The organism is Paraburkholderia kirstenboschensis (genome assembly GCF_904848585.1).
GTDB lineage: Bacteria > Pseudomonadota > Gammaproteobacteria > Burkholderiales > Burkholderiaceae > Paraburkholderia > Paraburkholderia kirstenboschensis.
Map to the genome: position 1 here is coordinate 16699 of NZ_CAJHCR010000004.1, position 24495 is coordinate 41193.

21 protein-coding genes are annotated in these 24495 nt (G+C 63.3%); 11 read left to right on the top strand and 10 right to left on the bottom strand.

The features are described from left to right. Positions 1-9: 9 nt before the first annotated feature. Positions 10-969: a tRNA (adenosine(37)-N6)-dimethylallyltransferase MiaA gene (miaA, locus tag JMY24_RS12885; RefSeq protein ID WP_201702179.1), complete on the top strand. Its 960-nt coding sequence runs from the start codon at positions 10-12 to the stop codon at positions 967-969. A gap of 150 nt (positions 970-1119) precedes the next feature. Here the strand turns inward: miaA and purM are convergent, their stop codons facing one another. Further along, complete coding sequence (purM, locus tag JMY24_RS12890; protein ID WP_128594315.1) at positions 1120-2187, bottom strand: phosphoribosylformylglycinamidine cyclo-ligase; 1068 nt, start codon at positions 2185-2187, stop codon at positions 1120-1122. A gap of 149 nt (positions 2188-2336) precedes the next feature. Here purM and JMY24_RS12895 point away from each other — a divergent pair, with 149 nt between their 5' ends. The 7 genes from JMY24_RS12895 (at position 2337) to panB (ending at position 8611) form a co-directional block, all read left to right on the top strand. Further along, positions 2337-3413 carry an AI-2E family transporter gene (locus JMY24_RS12895; protein WP_128594314.1) on the top strand — a complete coding sequence of 359 codons (1077 nt, stop codon included), beginning with the start codon at positions 2337-2339 and terminating at the stop codon, positions 3411-3413. Between the two features lie 71 nt (positions 3414-3484). Continuing rightward, a complete protein-coding gene (gene hda, locus JMY24_RS12900) occupies positions 3485-4228 on the top strand; it encodes a DnaA regulatory inactivator Hda (protein WP_201702180.1) in 744 nt (247 codons plus the stop codon). Then, a complete protein-coding gene (locus JMY24_RS12905) occupies positions 4221-4907 on the top strand; it encodes a histidinol-phosphatase (RefSeq protein WP_128594313.1) in 687 nt (228 codons plus the stop codon). The genes hda and JMY24_RS12905 overlap by 8 nt, the downstream gene beginning before the upstream one ends. Beyond that, entirely contained in the window at positions 4904-6502 is a 1599-nt protein-coding gene (gene pcnB / locus JMY24_RS12910; protein ID WP_201702187.1) for a polynucleotide adenylyltransferase PcnB, read from the top strand. Before JMY24_RS12905 ends, pcnB begins: the two co-directional genes overlap by 4 nt. A 48-nt stretch (positions 6503-6550) precedes the next feature. After that, entirely contained in the window at positions 6551-7084 is a 534-nt protein-coding gene (gene folK, locus JMY24_RS12915; protein WP_128594311.1) for a 2-amino-4-hydroxy-6-hydroxymethyldihydropteridine diphosphokinase, read from the top strand. Then, entirely contained in the window at positions 7081-7761 is a 681-nt protein-coding gene (locus tag JMY24_RS12920; protein WP_128594310.1) for a deoxynucleoside kinase, read from the top strand. The genes folK and JMY24_RS12920 overlap by 4 nt, the downstream gene beginning before the upstream one ends. Before the next feature lie 34 nt (positions 7762-7795). After that, positions 7796-8611, top strand: coding sequence for a 3-methyl-2-oxobutanoate hydroxymethyltransferase (panB, locus tag JMY24_RS12925; protein ID WP_128591085.1), 816 nt, complete (start codon positions 7796-7798; stop codon positions 8609-8611). Between the two features lie 47 nt (positions 8612-8658). Here the strand turns inward: panB and pabB are convergent, their stop codons facing one another. The 5 genes from pabB to grpE form a co-directional block, all read right to left on the bottom strand. After that, positions 8659-10548: an aminodeoxychorismate synthase component I gene (gene pabB, locus JMY24_RS12930; protein ID WP_128594309.1), complete on the bottom strand. Its 1890-nt coding sequence runs from the start codon at positions 10546-10548 to the stop codon at positions 8659-8661. A 25-nt stretch (positions 10549-10573) separates the two neighbouring features. Then, a complete protein-coding gene (dnaJ, locus tag JMY24_RS12935; protein ID WP_201702189.1) occupies positions 10574-11716 on the bottom strand; it encodes a molecular chaperone DnaJ in 1143 nt (380 codons plus the stop codon). 271 nt (positions 11717-11987) lie between these two features. Next, positions 11988-13946: a molecular chaperone DnaK gene (gene dnaK / locus JMY24_RS12940; protein ID WP_128594308.1), complete on the bottom strand. Its 1959-nt coding sequence runs from the start codon at positions 13944-13946 to the stop codon at positions 11988-11990. Positions 13947-14098: 152 nt separating this feature from the next. Further along, a complete protein-coding gene (locus tag JMY24_RS12945; RefSeq protein ID WP_128594307.1) occupies positions 14099-14539 on the bottom strand; it encodes a thioredoxin family protein in 441 nt (146 codons plus the stop codon). A gap of 91 nt (positions 14540-14630) precedes the next feature. Next, a complete protein-coding gene (grpE, locus tag JMY24_RS12950) occupies positions 14631-15215 on the bottom strand; it encodes a nucleotide exchange factor GrpE (protein WP_027804896.1) in 585 nt (194 codons plus the stop codon). 379 nt (positions 15216-15594) lie between these two features. Here grpE and JMY24_RS12955 point away from each other — a divergent pair, with 379 nt between their 5' ends. After that, positions 15595-15756, top strand: coding sequence for a hypothetical protein (locus JMY24_RS12955; RefSeq protein ID WP_006047884.1), 162 nt, complete (start codon positions 15595-15597; stop codon positions 15754-15756). On the opposite strand, the gene JMY24_RS12960 is transcribed toward JMY24_RS12955, so the two are convergent. The 3 genes from JMY24_RS12960 to hrcA all read right to left on the bottom strand — a co-directional run bounded on the left by JMY24_RS12960 (position 15728) and on the right by hrcA (position 18401). Further along, entirely contained in the window at positions 15728-16135 is a 408-nt protein-coding gene (locus JMY24_RS12960) for an RNA-binding S4 domain-containing protein (RefSeq protein ID WP_128585265.1), read from the bottom strand. The genes JMY24_RS12955 and JMY24_RS12960 overlap by 29 nt on opposite strands. A gap of 8 nt (positions 16136-16143) precedes the next feature. Further along, positions 16144-17214 carry a ferrochelatase gene (hemH, locus tag JMY24_RS12965; protein WP_128594306.1) on the bottom strand — a complete coding sequence of 357 codons (1071 nt, stop codon included), beginning with the start codon at positions 17212-17214 and terminating at the stop codon, positions 16144-16146. Between the two features lie 167 nt (positions 17215-17381). Then, complete coding sequence (hrcA, locus tag JMY24_RS12970; RefSeq protein ID WP_025601566.1) at positions 17382-18401, bottom strand: heat-inducible transcriptional repressor HrcA; 1020 nt, start codon at positions 18399-18401, stop codon at positions 17382-17384. Between the two features lie 318 nt (positions 18402-18719). On the opposite strand from hrcA, the gene JMY24_RS12975 reads away from it, so the two are divergent. Both JMY24_RS12975 and recN read left to right on the top strand, forming a co-directional pair. Continuing rightward, positions 18720-19622 (top strand): NAD kinase, encoded by a 903-nt coding sequence (locus JMY24_RS12975; RefSeq protein ID WP_128594305.1) that lies wholly within the window; start codon positions 18720-18722, stop codon positions 19620-19622. 68 nt (positions 19623-19690) lie between these two features. Then, on the top strand, positions 19691-21361 hold the full coding sequence (gene recN / locus JMY24_RS12980) for a DNA repair protein RecN (protein WP_201702191.1): 1671 nt from the start codon (positions 19691-19693) through the stop codon (positions 21359-21361). Positions 21362-21495: 134 nt separating this feature from the next. On the opposite strand, the gene glnE is transcribed toward recN, so the two are convergent. Then, positions 21496-24294 (bottom strand): bifunctional [glutamate--ammonia ligase]-adenylyl-L-tyrosine phosphorylase/[glutamate--ammonia-ligase] adenylyltransferase, encoded by a 2799-nt coding sequence (glnE, locus tag JMY24_RS12985; protein ID WP_201702193.1) that lies wholly within the window; start codon positions 24292-24294, stop codon positions 21496-21498. Between the last annotated feature and the right edge of the window lie 201 nt (positions 24295-24495).

The following is a 24495-nucleotide window of genomic DNA, read 5'->3' on the forward strand; positions in this document are numbered from 1 at the left end:
GGCACGCTCATGACCGCACGCACCGTAACGCCTATTCCGTGCCTGCTCGGCCCCACTGCGTCGGGCAAGACCGCGGCTGCATTGGCCTTGGCCGCGCGGCGGCCGGTCGAAATCATCAGCGTCGATTCGGCGCTCGTATATCGCGAGATGGACATCGGCACTGCAAAGCCTACCGCCGACGAGCGTGCGGTAGCCCCACATCATCTGATCGACATTGTCGATCCCGCGGACGCCTATTCCGCCGCTGAATTTCGCGCCGACGCACTCCGGCTGACCGCAGAGATCACCGCGCGCGGCCGGCTGCCGCTGCTGGTCGGTGGGACGATGCTGTACTACAAGGCGCTCACGCAAGGGCTCAACGACTTGCCCGCCGCCGACGCGAATGTACGCGCGCAACTCGACGCCGACGCTGCGCGCGATGGCTGGCCCGCGCTGCACGCGCGCCTCGCTGCCGTCGATCCGGCGACTGCCGCGCGCCTCGCGCCCAACGATTCGCAGCGAATCCAGCGCGCGCTCGAAGTGTTCATGCTGACGGGTCAAGCGATGTCCGCACTGCTGGCCGCGCCCGCTCGCATCGACGACGCCGCGGCGCAGTGGCGCTTTGCGCCGATCGCACTGGAGCCTTCGGACCGAAGCGTGCTGCATGCGCGCATCGAGCGGCGTTTCGATGCCATGCTGGCAAACGGCTTTGTCGAGGAAGTGGTGAAGCTGCGCGAACGCGGAGATTTATCACCCGAGATGCCGTCGATGCGTTGCGTCGGCTACCGGCAGGTCTGGGAATATCTCGATGGAACCGTCGACTACTCGACCATGCGCGACAAAGGCGTGTTTGCGACGCGGCAATTGTGCAAACGGCAACTCACATGGCTGCGCAGCATGAACGAGCGGGTGGTGGTGGACTGCTGCGACCCAAACGCGAGCGCGCGGGTGCTTGATTTGATCGAAGCGCTGGTTTCACAACCTGTTTGATGCGCTTCTTCGAAGCGTTTTGAAGCACTTCGAAGTGCTGCTTTCAGCAAACCAGACGGGAAGCGTACTGCCGGACTGCAAAACCTCGGAAGCATTGAAACTGTGAGTCAGCGCGGCGTTTGCTATTCACGCCGCGCTGACTGCCAATCTTTACACCACTACCGTCTGTGCTTCACCGGCTGCGCTCTCGCGAATCGTGCCGATCTTCCAGACCTGTTCGCCGGCTGCGGACAACAGACCGATTGCAGCGTCCGCATCAGCAGCCGAGACGACCACCGCCATCCCGATACCGCAGTTGAATACGCGATGCATTTCGGCATCCGCCACGCCGCCGTGCTTTTGCAGCCACGAGAAGAGCGGCGGCAGCGGCCAGCCGCGATGATCCAGCTCGGCCGTCAGGCCTTCGCGCAGAACCCGCGGAATATTCTCGACCAACCCGCCACCGGTGATGTGCGCCATGCCCTTCACGGAGATTTGCTGCATCAGCGAGAGCAGCGGCTTCACGTAAATGTGCGTGGGCGCCATCAATGCGTCGGCGAGCGAACGGCCGTCGAAATCCGCATTGAGATCGGGCTGCGCGCGCTCGATGATCTTGCGCACCAGCGAAAAACCGTTCGAATGAATGCCGCTCGAAGCGAGGCCCAGCACCACGTCGCCGGGAGCGATGGTGCTGCCGTCGATAATCTTGCTCTTTTCCACCGCGCCGACCGCGAAGCCCGCGAGATCGTATTCGCCGTCAGGGTACATGCCCGGCATTTCAGCCGTTTCGCCGCCGATCAATGCGCAGCCCGCCAGTTCGCAGCCGTACGCGATACCCTTGACGACCGTTGCGGCCGTGCCGACGTCCAGCTTGCCGCACGCGAAGTAGTCGAGGAAAAAGAGCGGCTCGGCGCCTTGCACGAGAATGTCGTTCACGCTCATAGCGACCAGATCCTGGCCGACCGTGTCGTGCTTGTTCAACTGGAACGCGAGGCGCAGCTTCGTGCCCACGCCGTCCGTGCCCGACACCAACACCGGTTCCTTGTACTTCTTCGGCACTTCGAACAGCGCGCCGAATCCGCCAATGCCGCCCAGCACGCCGTCGCGCATCGTCTTTTTGGCAAAGGGCTTGATCGCGTCGACAAGGGCGTCGCCCGCGTCGATGTCCACGCCGGCGTCGCGATACGACAGACCTTGGGCCGAACCGGCTGAATTCGGGGCGGATTTCGGTTGATTCATGGGGGATAGCTCGAAGGTCGGTAAAATGCGATTTTACCCGATGCCGATCCAGAGTTGGCGCTTCAGCGCTTACTCCGGTCCCATACAGCGTTGCCGGCCGGCTGGCTGGAATTTGAATCATCCGTTCCGGCGACACCAGGGAAACAACTTTGCAACAGAACTCCTCGATACTGACTCCGGTCCAGCGCCGCGCCTTCATCTGGATAGCCATCACGCTCGGCGTCAGCATTCTGCTGTGGCTGCTGAGCCCCGTGCTCACGCCGTTTCTGCTCGGCGCGATTCTCGCGTACATTCTGCAGCCGGGCGTCGCGTGGATGGTGCGCCGGCGCGTGCCGCGGGCGCTCGCTGCCTTGCTGATGATGCTGCTTTTCACGCTGCTCGTGACAATGCTCGCGCTGCTGGTATTCGCCGTCATCCAGAAGGAAGGCCCGCAGTTGCGGCAGCAGGTGCCGCAATTGTTCGCCCACGTGAATGCGTGGCTGCACCCCAAGCTCGCCATGCTCGGCCTCGCCGATTCGCTGGATTTCGCGAGCGTGCGCGATCTCGTGATGGGCCAACTGGAAGGCAGTGCGCAGACGGTCGCGCGCTATGCATGGACCTCGATCGTGACGAGCGGCAACGTCATGATGACGGTCATCGGCAATCTCGTGCTGGTGCCGCTCGTGCTGTTCTATCTGCTGTACGACTGGAACCGCATGCTGCTGCGCGTACAGAGCGTGGTGCCGCGCCGCTGGCTCGACAAGACGCTGCAACTCGCGCGCGACATGGATCAGATGCTGTCGCAATATCTGCGCGGCCAGTTGCTCGTGATGGGCGTGCTCGCGGTGTTCTACGCGGCGGCGCTCAGCATCGCCCGCTTCGAGATTGCGCTGCCGGTGGGCATTTTCACCGGGCTCGCGGTGTTCATCCCGTACATTGGCTTTGCGACCGGTCTCGCGCTCGCGCTTCTTGCGGCGTTGCTGCAGTTCGGCAACTGGTACGGCTTCGGTGCGGTGGCTGTGATTTACGGCGTCGGTCAGATCGTGGAGAGCTTTTTCCTGACGCCGCGCCTCGTCGGCGAGCGGATCGGCCTGCACCCGCTCGCGGTCATTTTCGCGCTGCTCGCTTTCGGGCAACTATTCGGCTTTTTCGGCGTGCTGCTTGCGTTGCCCGTGAGTGCGATTTTGACCGTGGCGGTGCGCGAATTGCGGCAAAGCTATCTGGAAAGCACCCTGTACAACAATTGACTTTCTGCTCCAGTGACCCGGCTCGCCGGGACCATCGGCAGCCTCAGCCCTACTTTCGGCATTAACCTACTGTGCTTCGTCAACTGACGCTCGATCTCGGCACTCCGCCGCCATCGACATTCGACAATTTTTTCGCCGGCGCCAACGCCGAGCTGGTTACGCGGCTGCGTGAGCTCGACAACGCGCTTGCTGCCGGGCCTGTCGCGGATCGCACCTTCTACATCTGGGGCGAAGCGGGCAGCGGTCGCACACACTTGTTGCAAGCGCTCGTGCACGAAGCGCCGCCGGGCCACGCGCGCTTCGCGGGTCCGCAAAGCAGCCTTGCCGCGTTCAGTTTCGATCCGCGCGTGGCGCTCTATGCAATTGACGATTGCGACGGCCTGTCGGCCGCGCAGCAGATCGCCGTGTTCAATCTCTTCAACGAAGTGCGCGCGCATCCGACGAGCGCGCTCGTCGCCACCGGCAACGCGGCGCCGATCGGCATGACGGTGCGCGAGGACCTGCGCACGCGGCTCGGCTGGGGTCTCGTATTCCACCTCGCGCCGCTGCCCGACGAAGGCAAGGCGGCGGTGCTCAAGCACGCAGCTCGCGAGCGCGGCATCATGCTCGCCGACGACGTGCCGGCCTATCTGCTCACGCATTTTCGTCGCGACATGCCAAGCCTGATGGCGCTCCTCGACGCGCTCGACCGCTTTTCGCTCGAACAGAAGCGCGCGGTCACGCTGCCGCTTTTGCGCACGATGCTGGCTTCGCCCGGCGCGGACGGGCCCGCCGCGTCGTCCGCCGCTTCAAGTAAAATAGATCCCCATGGCTAATCTCGCACTCTTCGACCTCGATCACACGCTCATTCCCACCGACAGCGACCACGAATGGGGCCGCTTCATGGTGAAACACGGCATGGTCGACGGCGATAATTTCGCTCGTGAAAACGACCGCTTCTACGCCGACTACAAAGCCGGCAAGCTGGACATTCACGCCTATCTGATCGCCATGCTCACGCCGCTCGCGAAATACACGCGCGCGCAACTCGCGGACTTTCACGCGCAGTACATGCACGAGGTGATCACACCGGCAATCCTTCCGGCGGCGGTCGAACTGGTCAAGCGGCACCGCGAAGCCGGCGACCTGTGCTGCGTGGTCACCGCGACCAATGAATTCATCACCCGGCCCATCGCGAACGCGTTCGGCGTCGACACGCTGATCGCCTGCGAAGCCGAAACCGTCGACGGCCAGCCGCATTCGGCCTACACCGGCCGCCCCACTGGCACGCCGAGCTACAAGGAAGGCAAGATCGTGCGCACCGAGGCATGGCTTGCGTCGCTCGGCAAGAGCTGGAGCGACTTCGAGCGCAGCTACTTCTACAGCGATTCGCACAACGACATTCCGCTGCTCGAAAAGGTCACCGATCCGATCGCAACGAATCCCGACGACACATTGCGCGTCCATGCGCAGGCCAAAGGCTGGCGCATCCTCGAACTCTTTCAACCCACGTGATCAAAAAACTCATCCGTAAGCTATTCGGCCAGGACACAGCGTCCGCCGACGACACCGTGCCGGCTGAAGCCGACTCAGACGAACCCGGCAGCGCACCGGCACGCAATGCAGCAGGCGCCGCGGGAACCGGCCGCGCGCGCCGCAAGCCGGCTCGCAATGGCGCGCCCGCAAAGACAGTGCGCGACCCGGACGTGCCGGTCATCATTCCGCACGACGTACATGGCATCGACCCCACGCTGATCTCGCGCAACGCGATTCGCGTGACCGAAGGCCTGCAACAGGCCGGGCACCGGGCGTTTATCGTCGGCGGTGCGGTGCGCGACCTGCTGCTCGGCATCAAACCGAAAGACTTCGACGTGGCTACCGACGCCACGCCCGAACAGGTGCAGAAGCTGTTCCGCCGCGCGCGCATCATTGGCCGCAGGTTTCAGATCGTGCACGTGCAGTTCGGCCAGGAAATCATCGAAACCTCCACGTTCCGCGCGCTGGTCGATCCGCCCGCCGCTGACGCCGCGCCGCCGCGGCGCCTGAAGCGCGACGAGCTCGACCGCCGCACGCACGCGGTGGATGCAAGCGGCCGCGTGCTGCGCGACAACGTGTGGGGCGAGCAGCACGAAGACGCCACGCGCCGCGACTTCACGATCAACGCGATGTACTACGATCCGGCCACCGAAACAGTGCTGGACTATCACAACGGCATGGCGGACGTGCGCGCTCGCCTGCTGCGCATGATCGGCGATCCGGCCACGCGTTATCGCGAAGATCCTGTGCGCATGCTGCGCGTGGTGCGTTTTGCGGCGAAGCTCGACTTCGAGATCGAAGACGCGACTCGCGCGCCGATCGCGGAAATGGCCGACCTGATCAACAACGTGCCGGCCGCGCGTCTGTTCGACGAGATGCTGAAGCTCATGCTGTCCGGCCACGCGCTCGCCTGCCTGAAGCGCCTGCGCCAGGAAGGCCTGCATCATGGCTTGCTGCCCTTGCTCGACGTCGTGCTCGAGCAGCCCACCGGCGAAAAGTTCATCACGCTCGCGCTTACCAACACCGACGCACGCGTGCGCGCCGGCAAGCCGGTGTCACCAGGCTTCCTGTTCGCCACGCTGCTCTGGCACGACGTGCAACAGCGCTGGCAGAAATTTGAAGCGAACGGTGAATATCCGGTGCCGGCGCTGCATCGCGCGATGGACGAAGTCCTCGACATGCAGACGGAAAAACTCGCTATTCACAAGCGTTTTTCGTCCGATATGCGCGAGATCTGGGGCTTGCAACTGCGCCTCGAAAAACGCTCGGGAAGAAGTGCGCTGAAGCTGCTGGAACACCAAAGATTTAGAGCGGGGTATGATTTCCTCCTGTTGCGCTGTGAATCGGGCGAACTCGATGAGTCGGTCGGAGCGTGGTGGACGGAGTTCATCGAAGGAGACATCGCGGCGCGTGAAACATTGCTTACGCAAGGCGGGAAGGACCGAAGCCCTAGAAAACGACGGAGGCGCAGCAGTGGCGCGAGAAACCGCAAACCGGGCGACGGAATGGAGGGCGGCACGCCAGCCGAACGCACAGACGCCGAAGCGGGCCATGAAGGCCCGCACGAAGACTGACGCAGCGTTCGCTGAAGCCGTCGAACGATAGTTGCAGGAAGTTATGCCATGACGGTTGCTTATCTCGGCCTCGGCGCGAATCTCGGGGACGCGCGCCAGACCCTGAAAGACGCGGTGGTGTGCCTCGCACAACAGCACGCCATCACCGTGCTCGCCAAGTCGAGCCTATATCGCACGGCCCCGATCGACGCGGGCGGTGACGACTATTTCAACTGTGTCGTGAAGATCGACACGACGCTCCCCGTGCAGCATCTGCTTGCGCTGTGCCACAAGATCGAGCATCAGTTCGGCCGGGAGCGGCCCTTTCGCAATGCACCGCGAACGCTCGATCTCGACATCCTGCTTTTCGGCGACCAATCGATCGACGAAGCCGATCTGATCGTTCCGCATCCTCGCCTCGTCGAGCGTGCTTTCGCGCTGGTGCCGCTCGTCGAAATCGACGCTGCGCTGATCATTCCGCGACATGGCCGCGCCGACGCGCTGCTCGACGGCGTGCGCGATCAGCGCATCGAGAAAGTGAAAGGACCCTGCCAGTGCCCGATGCTGAACGCACTCGCCGCGGGCAAGGGCCGCTGCGAATGAATTCCACACCGCTTACCGTAACCGCGCCGCAATTGCGGCCTCCATTCGGCTATCTTGCGATCGAAGGACCTATTGGCGTCGGCAAGACATCGCTCGCGCGGCGTCTTGCGCAACGCTGGTCGATGCAGGAACTGTTCGAGAGGCCGCAGGACAATCCCTTCCTCGAACGTTTTTATCGCGACACCGCGCGTTATGCGTTGCCCGCGCAATTGCACTTCGCGTTGCAACGCGCGCAGCAGGCGCAGGAAGTGAACGCAGCGCAAATGGGGGGCACGCCGCTCGTAGCGGACTTCATGACGCAGAAGAACGACATCTTCGCGCGCCTCACGCTGCAGGAAGACGAGTGGCATCTGTACCGCGCGCTCGCCGCACGGCTGGAAGTGAGCGCGCCGGCACCGGACTTCGTCGTGTATCTGCAAGCTAGTCCCGAAGTGCTCTTCTCGCGCATTCAGAAGCGCGCGGTGCCGATGGAGTTGCAGATTTCCGATGCATATCTGCACGCGCTTTGCGACGCCTACAACGAATTCTTCTACCACTACGACCGCACGCCGGTGCTGACGGTTAACGCCGAACATCTGAATCCGCTCGACTCCGACGCGGACCTTGCGCTGCTCGCCGAACGCATTGAAACCATGCGCGGACGCAAGGAATTCTTTGTCAAGGGCACGTCGCTCTAAGCGGCGCGCGCCTTTCTCTTCAACGGATCGACCCATGACCTATTTGCAGGAGACGAGCCGGAGCGCCGTCACCGTGCCGAAACTGCAGGCAATGCGCGATGCTGGCGAGAAAATCGCCATGCTCACCTGTTACGACGCCAGCTTCGCCGCGCTGCTGGATCGCGCGGGCGTCGACGTCATGCTGATCGGCGACTCGCTCGGCAACGTCCTGCAAGGACAGACCACCACACTGCCGGTTTCGCTCGCCGACATCGCGTATCACACGGCGAGCGTGGCGCGCGCGCGACCGTCTGCGCTGATCGTCGCGGACTTGCCGTTCGGCACGTATGGCACGCCGGAAGAAGCCTATAGAAGCTCGGTCGAATTGATGCGCGCCGGCGCGCAGATGGTGAAGCTCGAAGGCGGTGAATGGCTCACGGACACTGTCCGTTTCCTGGTTGACCGCTCAATTCCGGTTTGTGCGCATGTCGGGCTGACGCCGCAATCGGTGCATGCTTTCGGCGGCTTCAAGGTGCAAGGCAAGACCGAGGAAGGCGCGAACCAGTTGCTGCGCGACTCGCTCGCGATGCAAACGGCCGGCGCACAGCTCATTGTGATGGAAGCAATTCCGACGCTGCTCGCGAGCGAAGTCACGAAGCAGTTGCGGATTCCGACGATCGGCATCGGCGCGGGCCTCGACTGCTCGGGTCAGGTGCTGGTCTTGCACGACATGCTGGGCATTTTCCCCGGCAAACGGCCGCGTTTCGTGAAGGATTTCATGGTCGGGCAGCCGAGTATTCTTGCTGCCGTGGAAGCGTATGTGCAGGCGGTGAAGAACGGGACCTTTCCTGGGCCTGAGCACTCGTTTTGAGGCTGCGTTTGCGCGGGTGATGTTGGGGTGGCTGCGCTTCGGTGTTTCTAGCGGACAATCCGAGCCGGCAGCGCGCCGCGCAATGCGTTGCAGACCAACAGCGCTTCGGCGTTCAATACGTCGCCCTCTGTCAGCACCTTCTCAGCCGCTTGCAGACTATCGTCGTCTTCAAGCAGAACGCTTCGCATCACACCGGGCAGCACGCCCGACGCGAGCGGCGGCGTCCACCACCGCCCCGCCAGCTTCACGAATACGTTCGACCGCCCGCCTTCCGTCAACTCGCCTCGTTCGTTGAAGAACAGCGTGTCGAAGGCGCCTTTTGCCTCGGCTTCGCGCCAGCCGCGATCGTACTGCGCACGGTGCGTGGTCTTATGGCGAAGCAGCGGATCGTCGGCTTGGGTCGACGCAAAATCGTGATCCGTTGCGAGCAGCACGCCGACCGTGGAATCGGCCAACGGCGTCAAGACTGCGGACGTAATCTGCGTCACGCCGCTCTTGCCCAGCGCGACGCGCAGGCGGTGCGGCGTTGCGGCGGGCAACGACGCGCATCGCTCCGCGATCTGCGCGCTGATGCTTGTGGCATCGGATTCAAAGCCCAGCGTCGCGGCACTCGCCGACAGCCTCGCGAGATGGCGCGACAAATAGCGCACGCCCTCTTCCCGCGTCGCGTACATGGTTTCGAACAGATCGAAGCCGGGCTCCGCACCGGTCAGGAAGCGCGCTTTCAATCGACACTCCGCGTATTCGTCTTCGGCGACGCTGTCGAGCACGATGCCCGCGCCGACGCCCATCGTGCCGCGCAGCTGTCCCGTGGGCGCGGACGGCTTCAACGTCAGCGTGCGAATCGCGACGGACATGCAGAAGTCGCCGCCGTTATTTTCATTCGCCGCCGGCTCCGGCGCGGGCGCATCCAGCCAGCCGATCGCGCCGGTGTAAAGCCCGCGCGGCGTGCTCTCCAGTTCGTCGATCAACTGCATCGTGCGATGCTTCGGCGCACCGGTGATCGAGCCACAAGGAAAAAGCGCGCGCAGTATCGCGGCGAACGACGTGCCGGGCCGCAAAGCGGCTTCAACCGTTGACGTCATCTGCCAAACCGATGCATACGGCTCGACGGAAAAGAGGGCAGGCACTTTGACGGAACCCGTCTGAGCGACGCGCGATAGATCGTTGCGCAGCAGATCGACGATCATTACGTTTTCGGCGCGGTTCTTGGGATCGCTGCCGAGGAATTCAGCGGCGCCCCGATCCGCTGACGGATCGGCCGAACGCGGCGCGGTGCCTTTCATCGGACGCGCGCGCAACGTTGCATGCTGCTTCTCGACGAAGAGTTCCGGCGAGCACGACAGCACCCAGTCACCAACAGGCATTGCGATCAACGCGCCGTACCGAACCGGTTGACGCGCCCGCAAGCGCCGATAAAGCGCGATAGGCGAGCCGAATACGTCGAAGCCAAGCCGGTATGTGTAGTTGACCTGATAGGAATCGCCGTCGCGCAAGGCCGCATGAATTGCGTCGATGGCCGCATTGAACTGCGCGGGCTCAACACTCTCGCGCACATCGGACGTGCCCGCCACAGACGGCTCAGCGAGATCGCCGTCACGCTTTACGAGCCACGCGTCGACCTCGTCGCGCGAGAGTTTCTCGCAACGCTCGAACAATAAAAAACGCAGCGTGGCGTCGCCATGCTGCGTTTTGAACGACGGATCCGATGCCCCGCCAAGAAGATGCCGGCCGAACTCGTAGTCGGCGAGCACGATAGCGTGCAGGCCGCGCCGCGCATCTGATTCGGCGGCCTCGCACGCGGCTTCCAGCTGCGCGGCATCGGCGCATACCCGCTCATGCGCGAAACCGGTGTACAGCCTGCTTGAGCGGCGCGCCGCCGACGCGTCGCAATCATCGAGCAATGCAAATACAGCGCCGCGCTCATCTGCCGTCATGCTTACCGCCAACTTCGAACCGCCGTTAATCGAAGAAGCTCTTCACCCTGTCGAACCAGCTCTTGCTTTGCGGGCTGTGCCGCGCGCCACCTTCCACCAAAGCTTTCTCGAACTGCTTGAGCAGATCGCGCTGCGGTTCGGTGAGCTTGACCGGCGTTTCGACCTGGACATGCACGTACAGATCGCCGGCAATGCTTGAACGCAAGCCCTTGATACCCTTGCCGCGCAACCGGAACGTCTTGCCCGACTGCGTGCCTTCGGGCACCGTGAAGCTCGCGCGGCCCGCGAGTGTGGGCACTTCGATTTCGCCGCCCAACGCCGCCGTGGTGAACGGAATCGGCATCTGGCAATGCAGATCGTCGCCGTCGCGCTCGAACACCGAATGCTGCTTGATATGAATCTCGACGTACAGATCGCCCGACGGTCCACCGTTGATGCCCGGTTCGCCGTTGCCGGCCGAACGGATGCGCATGCCGTCGTCGATACCTGCCGGAATCTTCACTTCGAGCGTCTTGGTTTCCTTCACCTTGCCCGCGCCGTGGCAGTGGGCGCACGGTTCAGGAATATAGGTGCCGGTGCCGTGACACTTCGGACAGGTTTGCTGGATGCTGAAGAAGCCTTGCGACATCCGCACCGCGCCCGAACCGCTACAGGTCGGACAAGTTTCCGGCTTGGTGCCGGGCTTCGCGCCCGAACCGTGACAGACTTCGCACGACACCCAGCTCGGCACGCGAATCTGCGTGTCGTACCCATGCGCCGCTTGTTCAAGCGTGATTTCCATGCTGTAGCGCAGGTCGGCGCCGCGATACACCTGCGGGCCCGCACGTCCGCCGCCGCCCCGCGCCGCGCCGCCTGCCGCCTGGCCGAAGATGTCGCCGAAAATATCGCCGAACGCATCGGCAAAGCCGCCGAAGCCTTGTGCGCCGGCCCCGCCCATGTTCGGATCGACGCCCGCGTGACCATACTGGTCATACGCGGCACGCTTTTGCGAGTCCGAGAGCATTTCATAGGCTTCCTTCACCTCCTTGAAATGCTCTTCCGCATCCTTGTTGCCCGGATTGCGGTCGGGGTGGTGCTTCATCGCCAGCTTGCGATAAGCCTTCTTGATTTCGTCGTCGCTCGCGTTCTTTACGACGCCCAGAACCTCGTAGTAATCCCGTTTCGCCATATCGGTTCAACGCCCCTCGCGAGAGTGCCGCGCGGTGGCTCCTTTTGAATGCTGGAGTCTCACGACTCGTCCGGTCGCTGTTTCGTGCCGCCTGAAATGCGGCGCGAAACAACGGCCTCCATAAAACAAATGTGCCCGGAGAGCCTAAAAGGCTCGCCAGGCGTGATAACCGCTCTTGCACGTTGCCGCGTCATGTTGCCCGCGGTCCCTCGTGCAGCCGGGCCGCACACAGAACCCGTGTGCGGCTTTACGGTCGGAATGCGACCTGGCTTTAGTCTTTCTTGACTTCCTTGAAGTCGGCGTCGACCACATCGTCCTGCTGCTGGCTCGCGCCACCAGCCGATGCACCCGCGCTCGCGCCCGCCGCGCCTGCTGCCGCAGCTTCGGCACCTTGCGCAGCCTGCATCTCGGCGTACATCTTCTCGCCCATCTTCTGCGAGGCAGTCGCCACCGCTTCGATTTTGGCTTCGAGTGCGGCCTTGTCGGTCGAACCGCTCTTCAGCGCTTCTTCGAGGTCCTTCAGCGCGGTTTCGATCTTTTCCTTCTCGCCGGCTTCCAGCTTGTCGCCGTATTCGGTGAGCGCCTTCTTCGTGCTGTGGACGAGCGCGTCACCCTGGTTGCGGGCGTCGGCCAGCTCACGCAGCTTGTGATCTTCTTCCGCGTTCGCTTCGGCGTCCTTCACCATCTTCTCGATTTCGGCTTCGGACAGACCCGAGTTCGCCTTGATCGTGATGCGGTTTTCCTTGCCGGTCGCCTTGTCTTTCGCGCCGACGTGCAGAATGCCGTTCGCGTCGATGTCGAAGCTCACTTCGATCTGCGGCGTGCCGCGCGGTGCCGGCGGAATGCCTTCAAGGTTGAACTCGCCCAGCAGCTTGTTGCCCGCTGCCATCTCGCGTTCGCCCTGATACACCTTGATCGTCACGGCGCTCTGATTGTCGTCAGCCGTCGAGTAGACCTGCGAATGCTTGGTCGGGATCGTGGTGTTCTTGTTGATCATCTTCGTCATCACGCCGCCGAGCGTTTCGATGCCGAGCGACAGCGGGGTCACGTCGAGCAGCAGAACGTCCTTGCGGTCGCCAGACAATACCTGGCCCTGAATCGCGGCGCCAACGGCCACGGCTTCGTCCGGGTTCACGTCGCGGCGCGGATCCTTGCCGAAGAATTCCTTAACTTTTTCCTGCACCTTCGGCATGCGGGTCATACCGCCGACCAGAATCACGTCGTCGATTTCGCCGACCTTCACGCCTGCGTCCTTGATAGCGACGCGGCACGGTTCGATCGTGCGTTCGATCAGTTCTTCAACCAGCGCTTCGAGCTTGGCGCGCGTAATCTTCAGGTTCAAGTGCTTCGGACCCGACGCGTCGGCCGTGATGTACGGCAGGTTGATTTCGGTTTGCTGGCTCGACGACAGTTCGATCTTCGCCTTTTCAGCCGATTCCTTCAGGCGCTGCAGCGCGAGCACGTCTTTCGACAGATCGACGCCCTGCTCTTTCTTGAACTCGCCGATGATGTAGTCGATGATGCGCTGGTCGAAGTCTTCACCGCCCAGGAACGTATCGCCGTTCGTGGACAGCACTTCAAACTGCTTTTCACCGTCGACGTCGGCGATTTCGATGATCGACACGTCGAATGTACCGCCGCCCAGGTCATACACGGCGATCTTGCGGTCACCCTTCTCGTTCTTGTCGAGACCGAACGCGAGCGCGGCTGCGGTCGGTTCGTTGATGATGCGCTTGACTTCCAGACCGGCGATGCGGCCCGCGTCCTTGGTTGCCTGACGCTGGCTGTCGTTGAAGTACGCGGGAACCGTGATCACTGCTTCGGTGACCGGCTCGCCGAGATAGTCTTCAGCGGTCTTCTTCATCTTGCGCAGCACTTCCGCGGAGATTTGCGGCGGAGCGAGCTTCTGATCGCGTACTTCGACCCATGCGTCGCCGTTGTCGGCCTTCATGATCTTGTACGGCATCAGGCCGATGTCTTTCTGAACTTCCTTCTCTTCGAAGCGGCGGCCGATCAGGCGCTTAACCGCGTACAGCGTGTTCTTCGGGTTCGTGACCGACTGACGCTTGGCAGGCGCGCCGACGAGAATCTCGCCGTCTTCCATGTAGGCGATGATCGACGGCGTGGTGCGTGCACCTTCCGAGTTCTCGATCACCTTGACCGAATTGCCTTCCATGATCGCCACGCACGAGTTGGTCGTGCCGAGGTCGATACCGATGATTTTGCCCATTTTTACTAATCTCCTGACTTTGATCGCTGCGGGAATCGCCCTGTTTGCCGTTCGGCGGCAAGGCAATCCACCCTGAATTCATACCTGCACTCAACATAAGTGCGTCCGCATCGTTTTCAAGACCTCTTTTGCGATGCGGTCTTTAATTTTTTTCAATCGACCGAACTTTTGCCCGTATTCGCTCCGTCAGCTTGCGCACCGCCAGCGGCATCGGCCGACCGGATCTTCTCGCGCGCTGCGGCAACCGCCGCCTCGAACTGCGCCAAGCCGTGCCAGCCGGTTGCCCGACCCAGCCGTTTGCCGCGATGAAAGAAGAACCACGTCGGCACGCCATGAAGCATGAAACGCCGGCCAAGTTCGCGGTGCTCGTAGACATTGCTGTGGAACCACCGCAGACCGAGCGCGCGGATTGCGTCCGGCTGCGCGAGCATGGCCTTCTTGGCGATCTCGCAGTTAAAGCAGTCGAGTCCCCAGAAGAACACCACCGCGAGTTGGTCACCCGCTTCGGCGAGGCCGGCGTCGAACGATTCGGCGCTCAGCTCCTGCACGTCAAACGCCGAGAACGCGGTTGCGTCGACGGGAATATTGGCCATGACGGTGTTTACCTGGTGTCTACCGGCTGTCTACAGCCCAACGCGGACTAAGCGCGGACGAAACCCAAACGGAATACGGAGCAAACCGGCGTTACTTCGGCGCGGCGACAGTGACGAGCGCCGGGCGCAGCACGCGATCCGCGATCACGAAGCCCTTTTGCAGCACGGCGACCACCGTGTTCGGCTCCTGGTCGGCCGGCACCATGGAGATAGCCTGATGGCGGTGCGGGTCGAACTTCTCGCCCACCGGATTCAGCGCGACGACGCGGCCTTTCTCCAGCGCGCCCGTGAGCTGACGCAGCGTGAGCTCGACGCCTTCGCGCACTTTCTGAAGATCGTCGGTCGAGTGAGCGACGGCCGCTTCCAGGCTGTCGATCACCGGCAGCAGATGCTCCGCGAAGCTCTCGATTGCAAACTTATGCGCCTTGGCTACATCTTCTTGCGCGCGGCGGCGCACGTTTTCCGTCTCGGCCTTCGCGCGCAGGAAGCTTTCCTGCAATTCGGCGATCTTCGCCTGCGCTTCGGCCAATGCGGCTTCGGCGCCCGTTGCCGGCGTGTCCGTGGCGACGCTCGCAGCGGCTTCCTGCTCGGGAGTGACCGCCTCGGCGGCCTGGCGCGCGGTTTCGTCCGCGGGCGTGGGATTCTGGCTCGTCGGGTTCTCTTGCGTGTTTTCCATGTCGCTGAAAGTCGTTAAAAAATTAAAAGCCAACGGCAGCAACGGCGCATGACACTGCCGCGATTTGTGCGTTGCAAAATCGCGACAATCATCCAGGCGCGCTACCACGTATCGAAACGGCAGGTGGGGCCGCAAACGCGCGTTTTCAAGCGCCTTCGCCGAAAATTTCAAACCTGCGACGGCCGGCGGAAATGCGCGGTTACAACCATGGATGCGCTGCGATCAGATTCAGATTGAGCGCGGCGTGCAAGTGACCTATGCTCCAGTTACGCGGCGGAAAAACAGCGTTAACCCTAATCTGACATAAACCTTTCCGCCATTTTGCAATTTCCACCTGGCTAGCTCGTTTCTTTTCCGCACCATCCCAAAAGGGGGTACCGTGAAACTGACCTTTGCAATCTCGGTGGTCGCACTGGTACTCGTTGCGGGCACCACGACCATCTGTATGTCTGGGGCGGTCAACGATCACACAACCGAATACGGCGGCGTGAACGCGACCATGGAACAACTGTTCAATCCCCACCTGAAAATCTGTCGATAGTCCGGCGGTCGCGCTTGGTCGGGCGGCCGTGCAATGCCTCGGCCGGCTCGCGATAGGTCTTGCGGCGCTCGTGCTCTGCCTGGCGCTTTTGCCGGCTCTCGTCCGTTTCCGCGTAAAGCGTCTGTGCGACGCTTGCTGGACCGCGCACATCGCATACGCCCAGCACCTGCACCTGCCATACGAACCGCTCGATTTCGATCTCGACGAGATCGCCGACCCGCACGTCCTTGGCCGGCTTCACGTCGGCCCCGCCTATACGCACACGACCCTTCTCGACCGCGTCCGCGGCAAGCGAGCGCGTCTTGAAGAAGCGCGCTGCCCAGAGCCATTTGTCGATGCGCAGCTTCGCGCCCGGTTCCGTCGAAATCCGGTAGTTCATGATTATGCTCAGGCCGGTGTGTGATGCGGTACGGGAACCGCCTGGACCGGCCACCCTTGCAGGTTCTGCGCGACGATTTCGCCAAGCGCGGCAATCCACGCCTGCGACGCGTTCACGCAAGGAATGCGATGAAACTCCTTGCCGCCCGCATGCAGGAACTCGTCGCGCACTTCCATGCCGATCTCCTCGATTGTCTCGAGACAGTCGGCGGTGAAGCCGGGACAAAAAACATCAGCACGCCGCACGCCCGCTGCCCCGAGTTCCTTCAGCGTGGGTGCCGTGTACGGCTGCAACCACTCTGCTTTGCCGAAGCGCGACTGGAACGTGATGCGGCACTCCACCGGCGTCAGGCCGAGCGCTTGCATCAGCAGCGCGCCGGTCGTCTGGCACTGCTCGTGGTACGGATCGCCGAGATCGAGCGTGCGCTTGGGCACGCCATGAAAACTGAGAACGAGCTTGTCGCCGGCCGCGAAATCCGGCCGACCATGGAGATGCCAATACTGGTGCACTTGCGCCGCGAGCGCTGAAATGTACGCGGGATGATCGGCGTACTGGCGCACCGTGCGGATCTCGGGCTGGTTACGCATGCGCTTGAGCGCGGAGAACGCGTCGTCGAAAGCGGTCGCCGTGGTCGACGACGAGTATTGCGGATACATCGGCACCAGCAGCACCCGTTCGGCACCGGCGAGCTTCAGCTGATTGAGCATGGCCGGGATGCCGGGCGTGCCGTAGCGCATTGCGTACTCGACGAGCACCGTGTAGTCATTCAATTGCAGCAGGTGGCGCAAACCTTCCACCTGCTTTTCCGTATAGACGCGCAGCGGCGAGCCTTCGGGCATCCACACGGCCGCATATTTCTTCGCGGACGCGCGGCCCCGGAACGGCAGGATCAGAAGCCGCAGAATGATTTGCCATAGCAGCGCCGGAATTTCGACCACGCGAGGATCGGACAGGAACTGCGCGAGATAGCGGCGAACCGCACGAGGCGTTGGCGCGTCGGGCGTGCCGAGATTGATCAGCAACACCGCAACGCGGTGCGACGTGGCGTTCTGCGAGGGCCGCTCGAGGTCGAAGCGCATAGGCAGCAGGAGTAACCGCTCAAGGCGGGAAGTGGAACCAGGTGGAATTCATTATAGCGGCGCGCCTCGTGGCCGCGCGCCCTAAGGACCCCTGGCCGTTCGGCCAATTGGCAGGCGGCGCGCGCTCGCGCATCATGTGCTGGACAAACCGCCGCAGCGGTGACGCGCTACTGCTGACTGAGCGTCAGCGAGAGCAGTCTCGCGGTGATGTCCACGATCGGGATCACGCGGTTGTAGGCCATTCGTGTAGGCCCGATCACGCCCAGTGTGCCGACGATCTTGCCATTCACTTCGTACGGCGCGGTGACGACGCTCATTTCCTCGATAGGTACGAGGTTCGACTCGCCGCCTATGAAGATCTGCACGCCGGCCGCATGACTCGATACATCCAGCAACTGAAGGAGACTGGTCTTTTGGTCGAACACATCGAACAGCTTGCGCAGGCGCGCCATGTCCGAGGAAAGATCCGCGACCTCGAGCAGATTGCGCTCGCCCGAAATCAGCACGGTCTCGCCGGTGTCCGATTCGTCGGTGCTCGCGGTGACGGCCGCGTGCATGAGCGTGGTCATGTCGCCGCGCAACTGGTCGATCTCTTCGCGCAGGCGGCGGCGCACTTCGTCGAAAGAAAGACCGGCGAAGTGAGCGTTGATGTAGTTGGACGCTTCCACCAGTTCGGACGGCGAGAAGTCGCGCTGGGTCGCCATCATGCGGTTCTGCACGTCGCCTTCGGGCGTGACGATGATCAGCAGAATGCGCTTGTCGGACAGGCGCATGAATTCGATCTGCTTGAACACGTGGCTGCGCCGCGGCGTGAGCACGACACCGGCAAACTGCGACAGATTCGAGAGCACGCTCGCCGCCGCGGCGACGATTTTCTGCGGCTCACCGGCCTGCAGCGTAGTCTTGACGGTACGCGTGACCGCCTCTTCGTCTGCGGCCGACTCGACAGTCAACATTGTGTCGACGAAAAGCCGGTAGCCGCGCGGCGTAGGAATGCGTCCAGCCGAGGTATGCGGGCTGATCACAAGGCCCAGATCCTCGAGATCCGACATGACGTTGCGGATGGTCGCCGGGCTCAGCTCCAGGCCGGAATAGCGCGACAACGTGCGCGAGCCGACCGGCTGACCTTCGGCAATGTAGCGCTCGATCAGAGTTTTCAGGAGGGTTTGTGCGCGAGGATCTAGCATGACGGAAAATTTTAGCTCAATGGTGCGACTACCGCGAGCGCTAACGGCGCCCAACACCGGCGGAATTACCGCCGCTCGCCAGGACCGGCGCTTGCGGCGGCTTCAGGGCTTGGTGCCGCGTTCGATCCGGTGCCCCGCCCGCCCTGTTGTCGACGGCCCCGCCCGCAGCGCGCCGTTGCATTCTGCACGGCGAGCATGTCATCAAGGCTTCACCATTCTAACGATAATCCCTAACTGCGCTGGCGGCCCGCCCGTGCCGGCGGGCCGCCGGGTCCGCGTGCGGTTCTTTTCGGGTGCTACCTATGGTGTAATGCCGGCATGCAAGTAACCAGCCAGTTCAAGACCGTGGCGCTCGTCGGGCGCAACAACACGCCGGGCATTCGTGAGCCCCTGACCGCGCTCGCCTCCTGCATCTCGAAGCGCGGCTTCGAAGTCGTTTTCGAAGCCGACACCGCAGCGGAAATCGGCGTCACCGAGTATCCGGCGCTGCGTCCCGCGGAGATCGGCGCGCGTGCCGACGTGGCGATCGTGCTGGGCGGCGACGGCACGATGCTGGGCATCGGGCGGCAACTGGCGCCTTACCGCACACCGCTCATCGGCATCAACCACGGCCGGCTGGGCTTCATTACCGACATCCCGATCTCCGACATGAGCGAGATCGTGCCGCAAATGCTGGCGGGCAACTTCGAACGCGAAGAGCGCGTGCTGCTGGAGGCGCGGATCATGCGCCAGGGCAATCCGATCTATCACGCGCTCGCCTTCAACGACGTGGTGGTCAATCGCAGCGGCTTCTCCGGCATGGCGGAACTGCACGTTTCCGTGGACGGCCGGTTCATGTACAACCAGCGCTCGGACGGCCTGATCGTCGCCACGCCTACCGGCTCGACGGCTTACGCGCTGTCGTCGCAAGGGCCGATTCTGCATCCGCAATTACAGGGCATCGTACTCGTGCCGATCGCGCCACACGCGCTGTCGAACCGGCCCATCGTGTTGCCGGACGACTCGAAGGTCAGTATCCAGATCGTTTCCGGGCGCGAGGTCAACGTCAATTTCGATATGCAGTCGTTCACGTCGCTCGAATTGGGCGACGCGATCGAAGTGCGCCGCTCGCGTCATACGGTGCCTATGCTGCATCCGGTTGGCTACAGCTATTTCGCGACGCTGCGCAAGAAGCTGCACTGGAACGAATACCCGTCGCACGAAGAAGACGGCAAGCTCTGACCGGCGGAGAATGCCGGGATATAAGCGCCGCTAGAGAAACCCGAATACCAGGCTCACAGACCATCTCCATGCTTCGCCACCTCTCGATACGCGACTTCGTCATCGTCGCCGCGCTCGATCTCGAATTCGACAGCGGCTTTACCGTTTTTTCCGGCGAGACCGGCGCCGGCAAGTCGATCCTCATCGACGCGCTGGCGCTCGCGCTCGGTGCACGCGCCGACGCGAGCGTCGTTCGCACCGGCGAGAGCCGCGCCGACATCACCGCGGAATTCGACACGCACGCACAGGTGGATCAGTGGCTCGACGAACAGGCGTTCAGCGCGTCGGCAGCCGACGGCCAGCAGGGCGGCACCGTGATGCTGCGCCGCGTGGTGGATGCGAACGGGCGCTCGCGCGCCTTCATCAACGGCACGGCCGCGACATTGGCGCAACTGCGCGAGCTCGGCGAAATGCTGGTCGATATTCATGGCCAGCACGCGCACCAGTTGCTCATGCGTCCGGACGCCCAGCGCGAACTGTTCGACACCCACGCAGGCCTGAGCGAACTTTCCGCGAGCGTCACGCGCGCGTGGCGCACATGGCGCGAGAAGGTCCAGGCGGTCGAGCATGCGCAAACGCGCGACCGCGAGTTGCAACTGGAACGCGAGCGGCTTGCCTGGCAGCTTGCCGAACTGGACAAGCTCTCGCCCCAGCCGGGCGAATGGGAAGAGATTAACGCGGAGCATCGGCGGCTGTCGCATTCGGCGAATCTGATCGACGGCGTGCAAGGCGCGCTCACTGCGTTATCCGAATCGGACGAAGCGATGATCACGCATCTTGCGTCGATCGTGTCGAAGGTGCGCGACCTCGCTGAAATCGATCCGGCCTTGAACGACGTGCTGGCCTCGCTCGAACCTGCAGAGATTCAACTTCAGGAAGCTGCGTACTCGCTGAGCCATTACGCACAAAAGCTCGAACTCGATCCCGACCGGCTCGCCCAGGTCGAAAAACGCCTCGACGCACTGCATTCGGCGGCGCGCAAATTCCGCTTGCAGCCCGAAACGCTGCCCGAAGAACATGAAACGCGCCGCGCGCAACTCGCCGCGCTAGACGCCGCCGCCGACCTCGATAGCCTGCATGCAGCAGAAGCGAAGGCGCGCGAGGTCTTCGTCGCGGAAGCGAAAAAGCTCTCCAAAGCACGCGCGAAAGCTGGCAAGGCGCTTGGCGCGGCGGTCACCACCGGCATGCAGGAACTGTCGATGAAAGGCGGCAGCTTCGAAGTAGCGCTGGTGCCGCTGCCGGAAGGCGGCGCGTATGGACTGGAGCAGGTCGAGTTCCGCGTTGCCGGACATGCAGGCGTGCCGCTCCGGCCGCTTGCCAAGGTCGCATCGGGCGGCGAACTCGCGCGTATCAGCCTTGCGCTGGCTGTGATCGCCAGCGCCGCAAGCCCGACGCCCACGCTGATCTTCGACGAAGTGGATACGGGCATTGGCGGCGGCGTCGCCGAAGTGGTCGGGCGTCTATTGCATCAACTCGGAGAAGCGCGCCAGGTGCTTTGCGTGACGCATTTGCCGCAGGTCGCCGCACGTGGCGATCATCATTTCCAGGTGGCGAAGGCCGGCAATGGCAAGGGCGGTACGGTAAGCAGCGTCGTTTCGCTCGACAAGGCGAGCCGCGTGGAAGAAGTCGCGCGAATGCTTGGCGGCCTCGAAATCACGCCGACCACTCGCAAGCACGCGAAGGAAATGCTGGCGGCTTAGTCGCTCGAAGGCTGCAGCGAACGCCGCGGCTTTCAGCGCGGGCGCACGCGGGGGCACGTTTTGACGCCGGAGCGGCACAAGACAAATGGCGGTAAGCAGCGCATGAGCCACGGCCGGCACGACGCACGCCTCCTTCAGCCCTCGCCGAACACCCGCTCCCACAGTCCGAGCACGGCATCGCGCTCCGTCGCGACGAGAGCCGGCTCCACGCGCGCCTTCTCCATCCCATCCAGCCGCAGCTTGTGCTGCAGCTTCCGATACGTGCGATAAGCCGCGCCGACCGTCTCGGCTTCGGCCTCGCTCATCAGCCCGAGGCGCGACACTTCGCGCAGCAGCGCAATGTTCCCGGTATTGCGGATCAGTTCGGGATCGCGCGCCGCGTGCAACAAGACCCAGTACTGCACGGTGAATTCGATATCCACCATGCCGCCGCGATCATGCTTGAGGTCGAACAGCGTCGTATGGTTCGGGTGCCCGGCGATCACTCGCTCGCGCATCTCGACGATCTCGGCTGCAAGCTGCGCGGCGTCGCGCGGCGTGGTCAGCACCTGTTCGCGGATCGCCTCGAACTGCGCGCCGATCTGCGCGTCGCCCGCACAGTAACGCGCGCGGGTCAGTGCCTGGTGCTCCCAGACCCAGGCCGTGTTGGCGGCGTCGCCCTCACGCAGTTGATAGCGGCGGAACGCGTCCAGATCGGTGACGAGCAAACCCGACTCGCCGTTCGGACGCAGGCGCAGGTCGACGTCGAACAATGTGCCCGCGCCGGTCGCGGTGGTCAGCCACGTGATGAGCCGGCGGGTGTACGTGGAATAGATATCGGCTGCCGCGTCGTCGGGATCGTCGTAGAGGAAAATCACGTCGAGGTCGGACGCATAGCCCAACTCCTTGCCGCCCAGCTTGCCGTATGCGATCACCGCGAAACGCGGCACCTCGCGATGGCGCTTCGGCAACTGGTTCCAGACGGCTTCGAGCGTCACATCGAGCACCGCATCGGCGAGTTCGGACAGGCGGTCGCTCACATGTTCGACGCTCAGCTTGCCGGCAAGGTCGATCAGCAAAATGCGGAACACTTCGGCCTGGTGCGCATGGCGCAGCAAGTCCATTTGCTGCTCGACGCCGTCCGCGGCGGCAAGCCGCAAGCGCAACGTGCGTTTGAACTCGGGCCAGTCGAATGGACTGTTGATCGCTTCGTCGTCGAGCAGTTCGTCGAGCAATTGCGGATGGCGGATCAGATAGCCGGCCGCCCAGCGTGAAGCGCCCAGCACCGACAACACCCGGTGCAGCGCTTGCGGGTATTCGGTCAGCAGCGCGAGGTACGCACCGCGCCGGCCCACCGCTTCGAGCAGATCGAAAAGACGCGCGAGCGTATCGCCGCGCCGCTCGGGCGGCTCGAGCGTGCGGGCGGCTTCGAGCGCACGCTGCGCGACGATGTCGAAACGCTGCCTGCTGCGCTCCGCGAGCCCCGCATAACGCGACGATTGCCACACACCGCGCAGTCGCGCGAGCAGATCGCCCGGCTCCGCCACGCCAAGTTCGACGATACGCGCGCGCAACGCATCTTCCGCGCTGTCGTCCGAGAGTGCGCTGCTCCAGACCCAGGCCGCCGCGCCGTCTTCGGGGGCGCCGCAGCCATCGCGGCCGCTTACCTTGTCGGCAAATATCTGATCGAACTGCTGTTCGACAAACTCACGATGCGCGTCGAGCCGCGCCATCAACGTCGGATAGTCGTCGCAGCCCATGGCACGCGCGAGAGCCGCGCGGTCCTCGGGATCGACGGGCATCGCATGAGTTTGCGCGTCATTGCGATATTGCAGCCGGTGTTCAAGTTCGCGCAGAAACCGATACGCCTGCGATAGCTTCACGCAGACCGACATGTCGATCAACCCATGCGTCGCGGCGTGACGCAACACGGCGAGCGTCGGACGCACACGAAAACCGGCGTCCTGGCCGCCGCGAATCAACTGGAACACCTGCGCGCTGAATTCGATTTCGCGGATGCCGCCGCGCCCCAGCTTGATGTCGTCGGCCTTGTCGGGGCGCATCGACGCGCGGCGCTGCGCCTCCTGGCGAATCTGCAGATGGAGCGCGCGAATCGCACTGATCACGCCGAAGTCGAGATAACGGCGATAGACGAACGGCGTGACGATCGCATCCAGCTGTTTCGACAGACGCCGCGCCGCCTCGCTCGTGCCTTCGGAAACGAGCCGGCCCTTGATCCACGCATAGCGTTCCCACTCGCGGCCCTGCACATAGAAGTACTCTTCGAGCATGCCGAGACTGCATACGAGCGGCCCCGAATCGCCGTTCGGCCGCAAACGCATGTCGACGCGAAACACGTAGCCGTCGGCAGTGACTTCGGCGAGAGCGCCGATCAGCCGCTTGCCGAGGCGTGTGAAAAAGTCCTGCGTGGCGATCGCCGCGCGCTGGCCGCCGGCGGTCTCGCCGTCCTCTTCATAAATAAAGATGAGGTCGATGTCCGACGACACGTTCAGTTCCCGCCCACCGAGCTTGCCCATGCCGACCACGCCCAGCGTGAGCCGCTCGCCCTGCGGGCCGCGCGGCTCGCCAAAGAGCGCCTCCAGTTCGGCAGAAAGCACGGCAAGCGAGCGCTGGATCGTCGTCTCGGCCAGATCCGTCATCGCTCCGGTCACTTCCGCGACGTCCGCCTCGCCAGCCAGGTCGCGCTCCATCACGGCGCAAAACACCTCGGTGCGCAACCGGCGCAGAGCCCGTTTCAGTGCCTCTTCGGTCAAGTGAGCGGCAGCCCCGCCGGCCGCCTCCGCGCAGAGCGTGTCGAAACGAGCGTCGATGCGCTCGCGGGTCAAGGGCGCGGACGCAAGCTCCGCCACCTGCACGACGAGTTGGGGACGGGCCGCGGCGGCGCGCGCCGCGTAGTGTGAATAGTCGGAACTCAGGAGAGTAGCGTGAGTCATCAAAGGTCTGGCTCGCTCGTTGCTTGATTGTCGGGGACCGTGCGCCAACGGCATGGCCGGTTCGTCGCACCACAACTTCCGGCACGGCCGAGACGGCTCGTGCGGCGGCGTGCTGACAGGGCCTACACGAAGTCCTGCCGACGCTTTCCCGTGTGTTACATTTCGTCGTTAATTCGCAAAACTACCATACGCCCACCCGCC

What these genes read in the sequence shown, in the direction of transcription:
- folK (WP_128594311.1), top strand. Translation starts at nt 6,551, where the DNA reads ATGACGGTTGCTTATCTCGGCCTCGGCGCGAATCTCGGGGACGCGCGC.
- purM (WP_128594315.1), bottom strand. Translation starts at nt 2,187, where the DNA reads ATGAATCAACCGAAATCCGCCCCGAATTCAGCCGGTTCGGCCCAAGGT.
- recN (WP_201702191.1), top strand. Translation starts at nt 19,691, where the DNA reads ATGCTTCGCCACCTCTCGATACGCGACTTCGTCATCGTCGCCGCGCTC.
- hrcA (WP_025601566.1), bottom strand. Translation starts at nt 18,401, where the DNA reads ATGCTAGATCCTCGCGCACAAACCCTCCTGAAAACTCTGATCGAGCGC.
- dnaK (WP_128594308.1), bottom strand. Translation starts at nt 13,946, where the DNA reads ATGGGCAAAATCATCGGTATCGACCTCGGCACGACCAACTCGTGCGTG.
- panB (WP_128591085.1), top strand. Translation starts at nt 7,796, where the DNA reads ATGACCTATTTGCAGGAGACGAGCCGGAGCGCCGTCACCGTGCCGAAA.
- JMY24_RS12975 (WP_128594305.1), top strand. Translation starts at nt 18,720, where the DNA reads ATGCAAGTAACCAGCCAGTTCAAGACCGTGGCGCTCGTCGGGCGCAAC.
- JMY24_RS12960 (WP_128585265.1), bottom strand. Translation starts at nt 16,135, where the DNA reads ATGAACTACCGGATTTCGACGGAACCGGGCGCGAAGCTGCGCATCGAC.
- JMY24_RS12945 (WP_128594307.1), bottom strand. Translation starts at nt 14,539, where the DNA reads ATGGCCAATATTCCCGTCGACGCAACCGCGTTCTCGGCGTTTGACGTG.
- JMY24_RS12905 (WP_128594313.1), top strand. Translation starts at nt 4,221, where the DNA reads ATGGCTAATCTCGCACTCTTCGACCTCGATCACACGCTCATTCCCACC.
- JMY24_RS12920 (WP_128594310.1), top strand. Translation starts at nt 7,081, where the DNA reads ATGAATTCCACACCGCTTACCGTAACCGCGCCGCAATTGCGGCCTCCA.
- hemH (WP_128594306.1), bottom strand. Translation starts at nt 17,214, where the DNA reads ATGCGCTTCGACCTCGAGCGGCCCTCGCAGAACGCCACGTCGCACCGC.
- glnE (WP_201702193.1), bottom strand. Translation starts at nt 24,294, where the DNA reads ATGACTCACGCTACTCTCCTGAGTTCCGACTATTCACACTACGCGGCG.
- grpE (WP_027804896.1), bottom strand. Translation starts at nt 15,215, where the DNA reads ATGGAAAACACGCAAGAGAACCCGACGAGCCAGAATCCCACGCCCGCG.
- dnaJ (WP_201702189.1), bottom strand. Translation starts at nt 11,716, where the DNA reads ATGGCGAAACGGGATTACTACGAGGTTCTGGGCGTCGTAAAGAACGCG.
- pabB (WP_128594309.1), bottom strand. Translation starts at nt 10,548, where the DNA reads ATGACGGCAGATGAGCGCGGCGCTGTATTTGCATTGCTCGATGATTGC.
- miaA (WP_201702179.1), top strand. Translation starts at nt 10, where the DNA reads ATGACCGCACGCACCGTAACGCCTATTCCGTGCCTGCTCGGCCCCACT.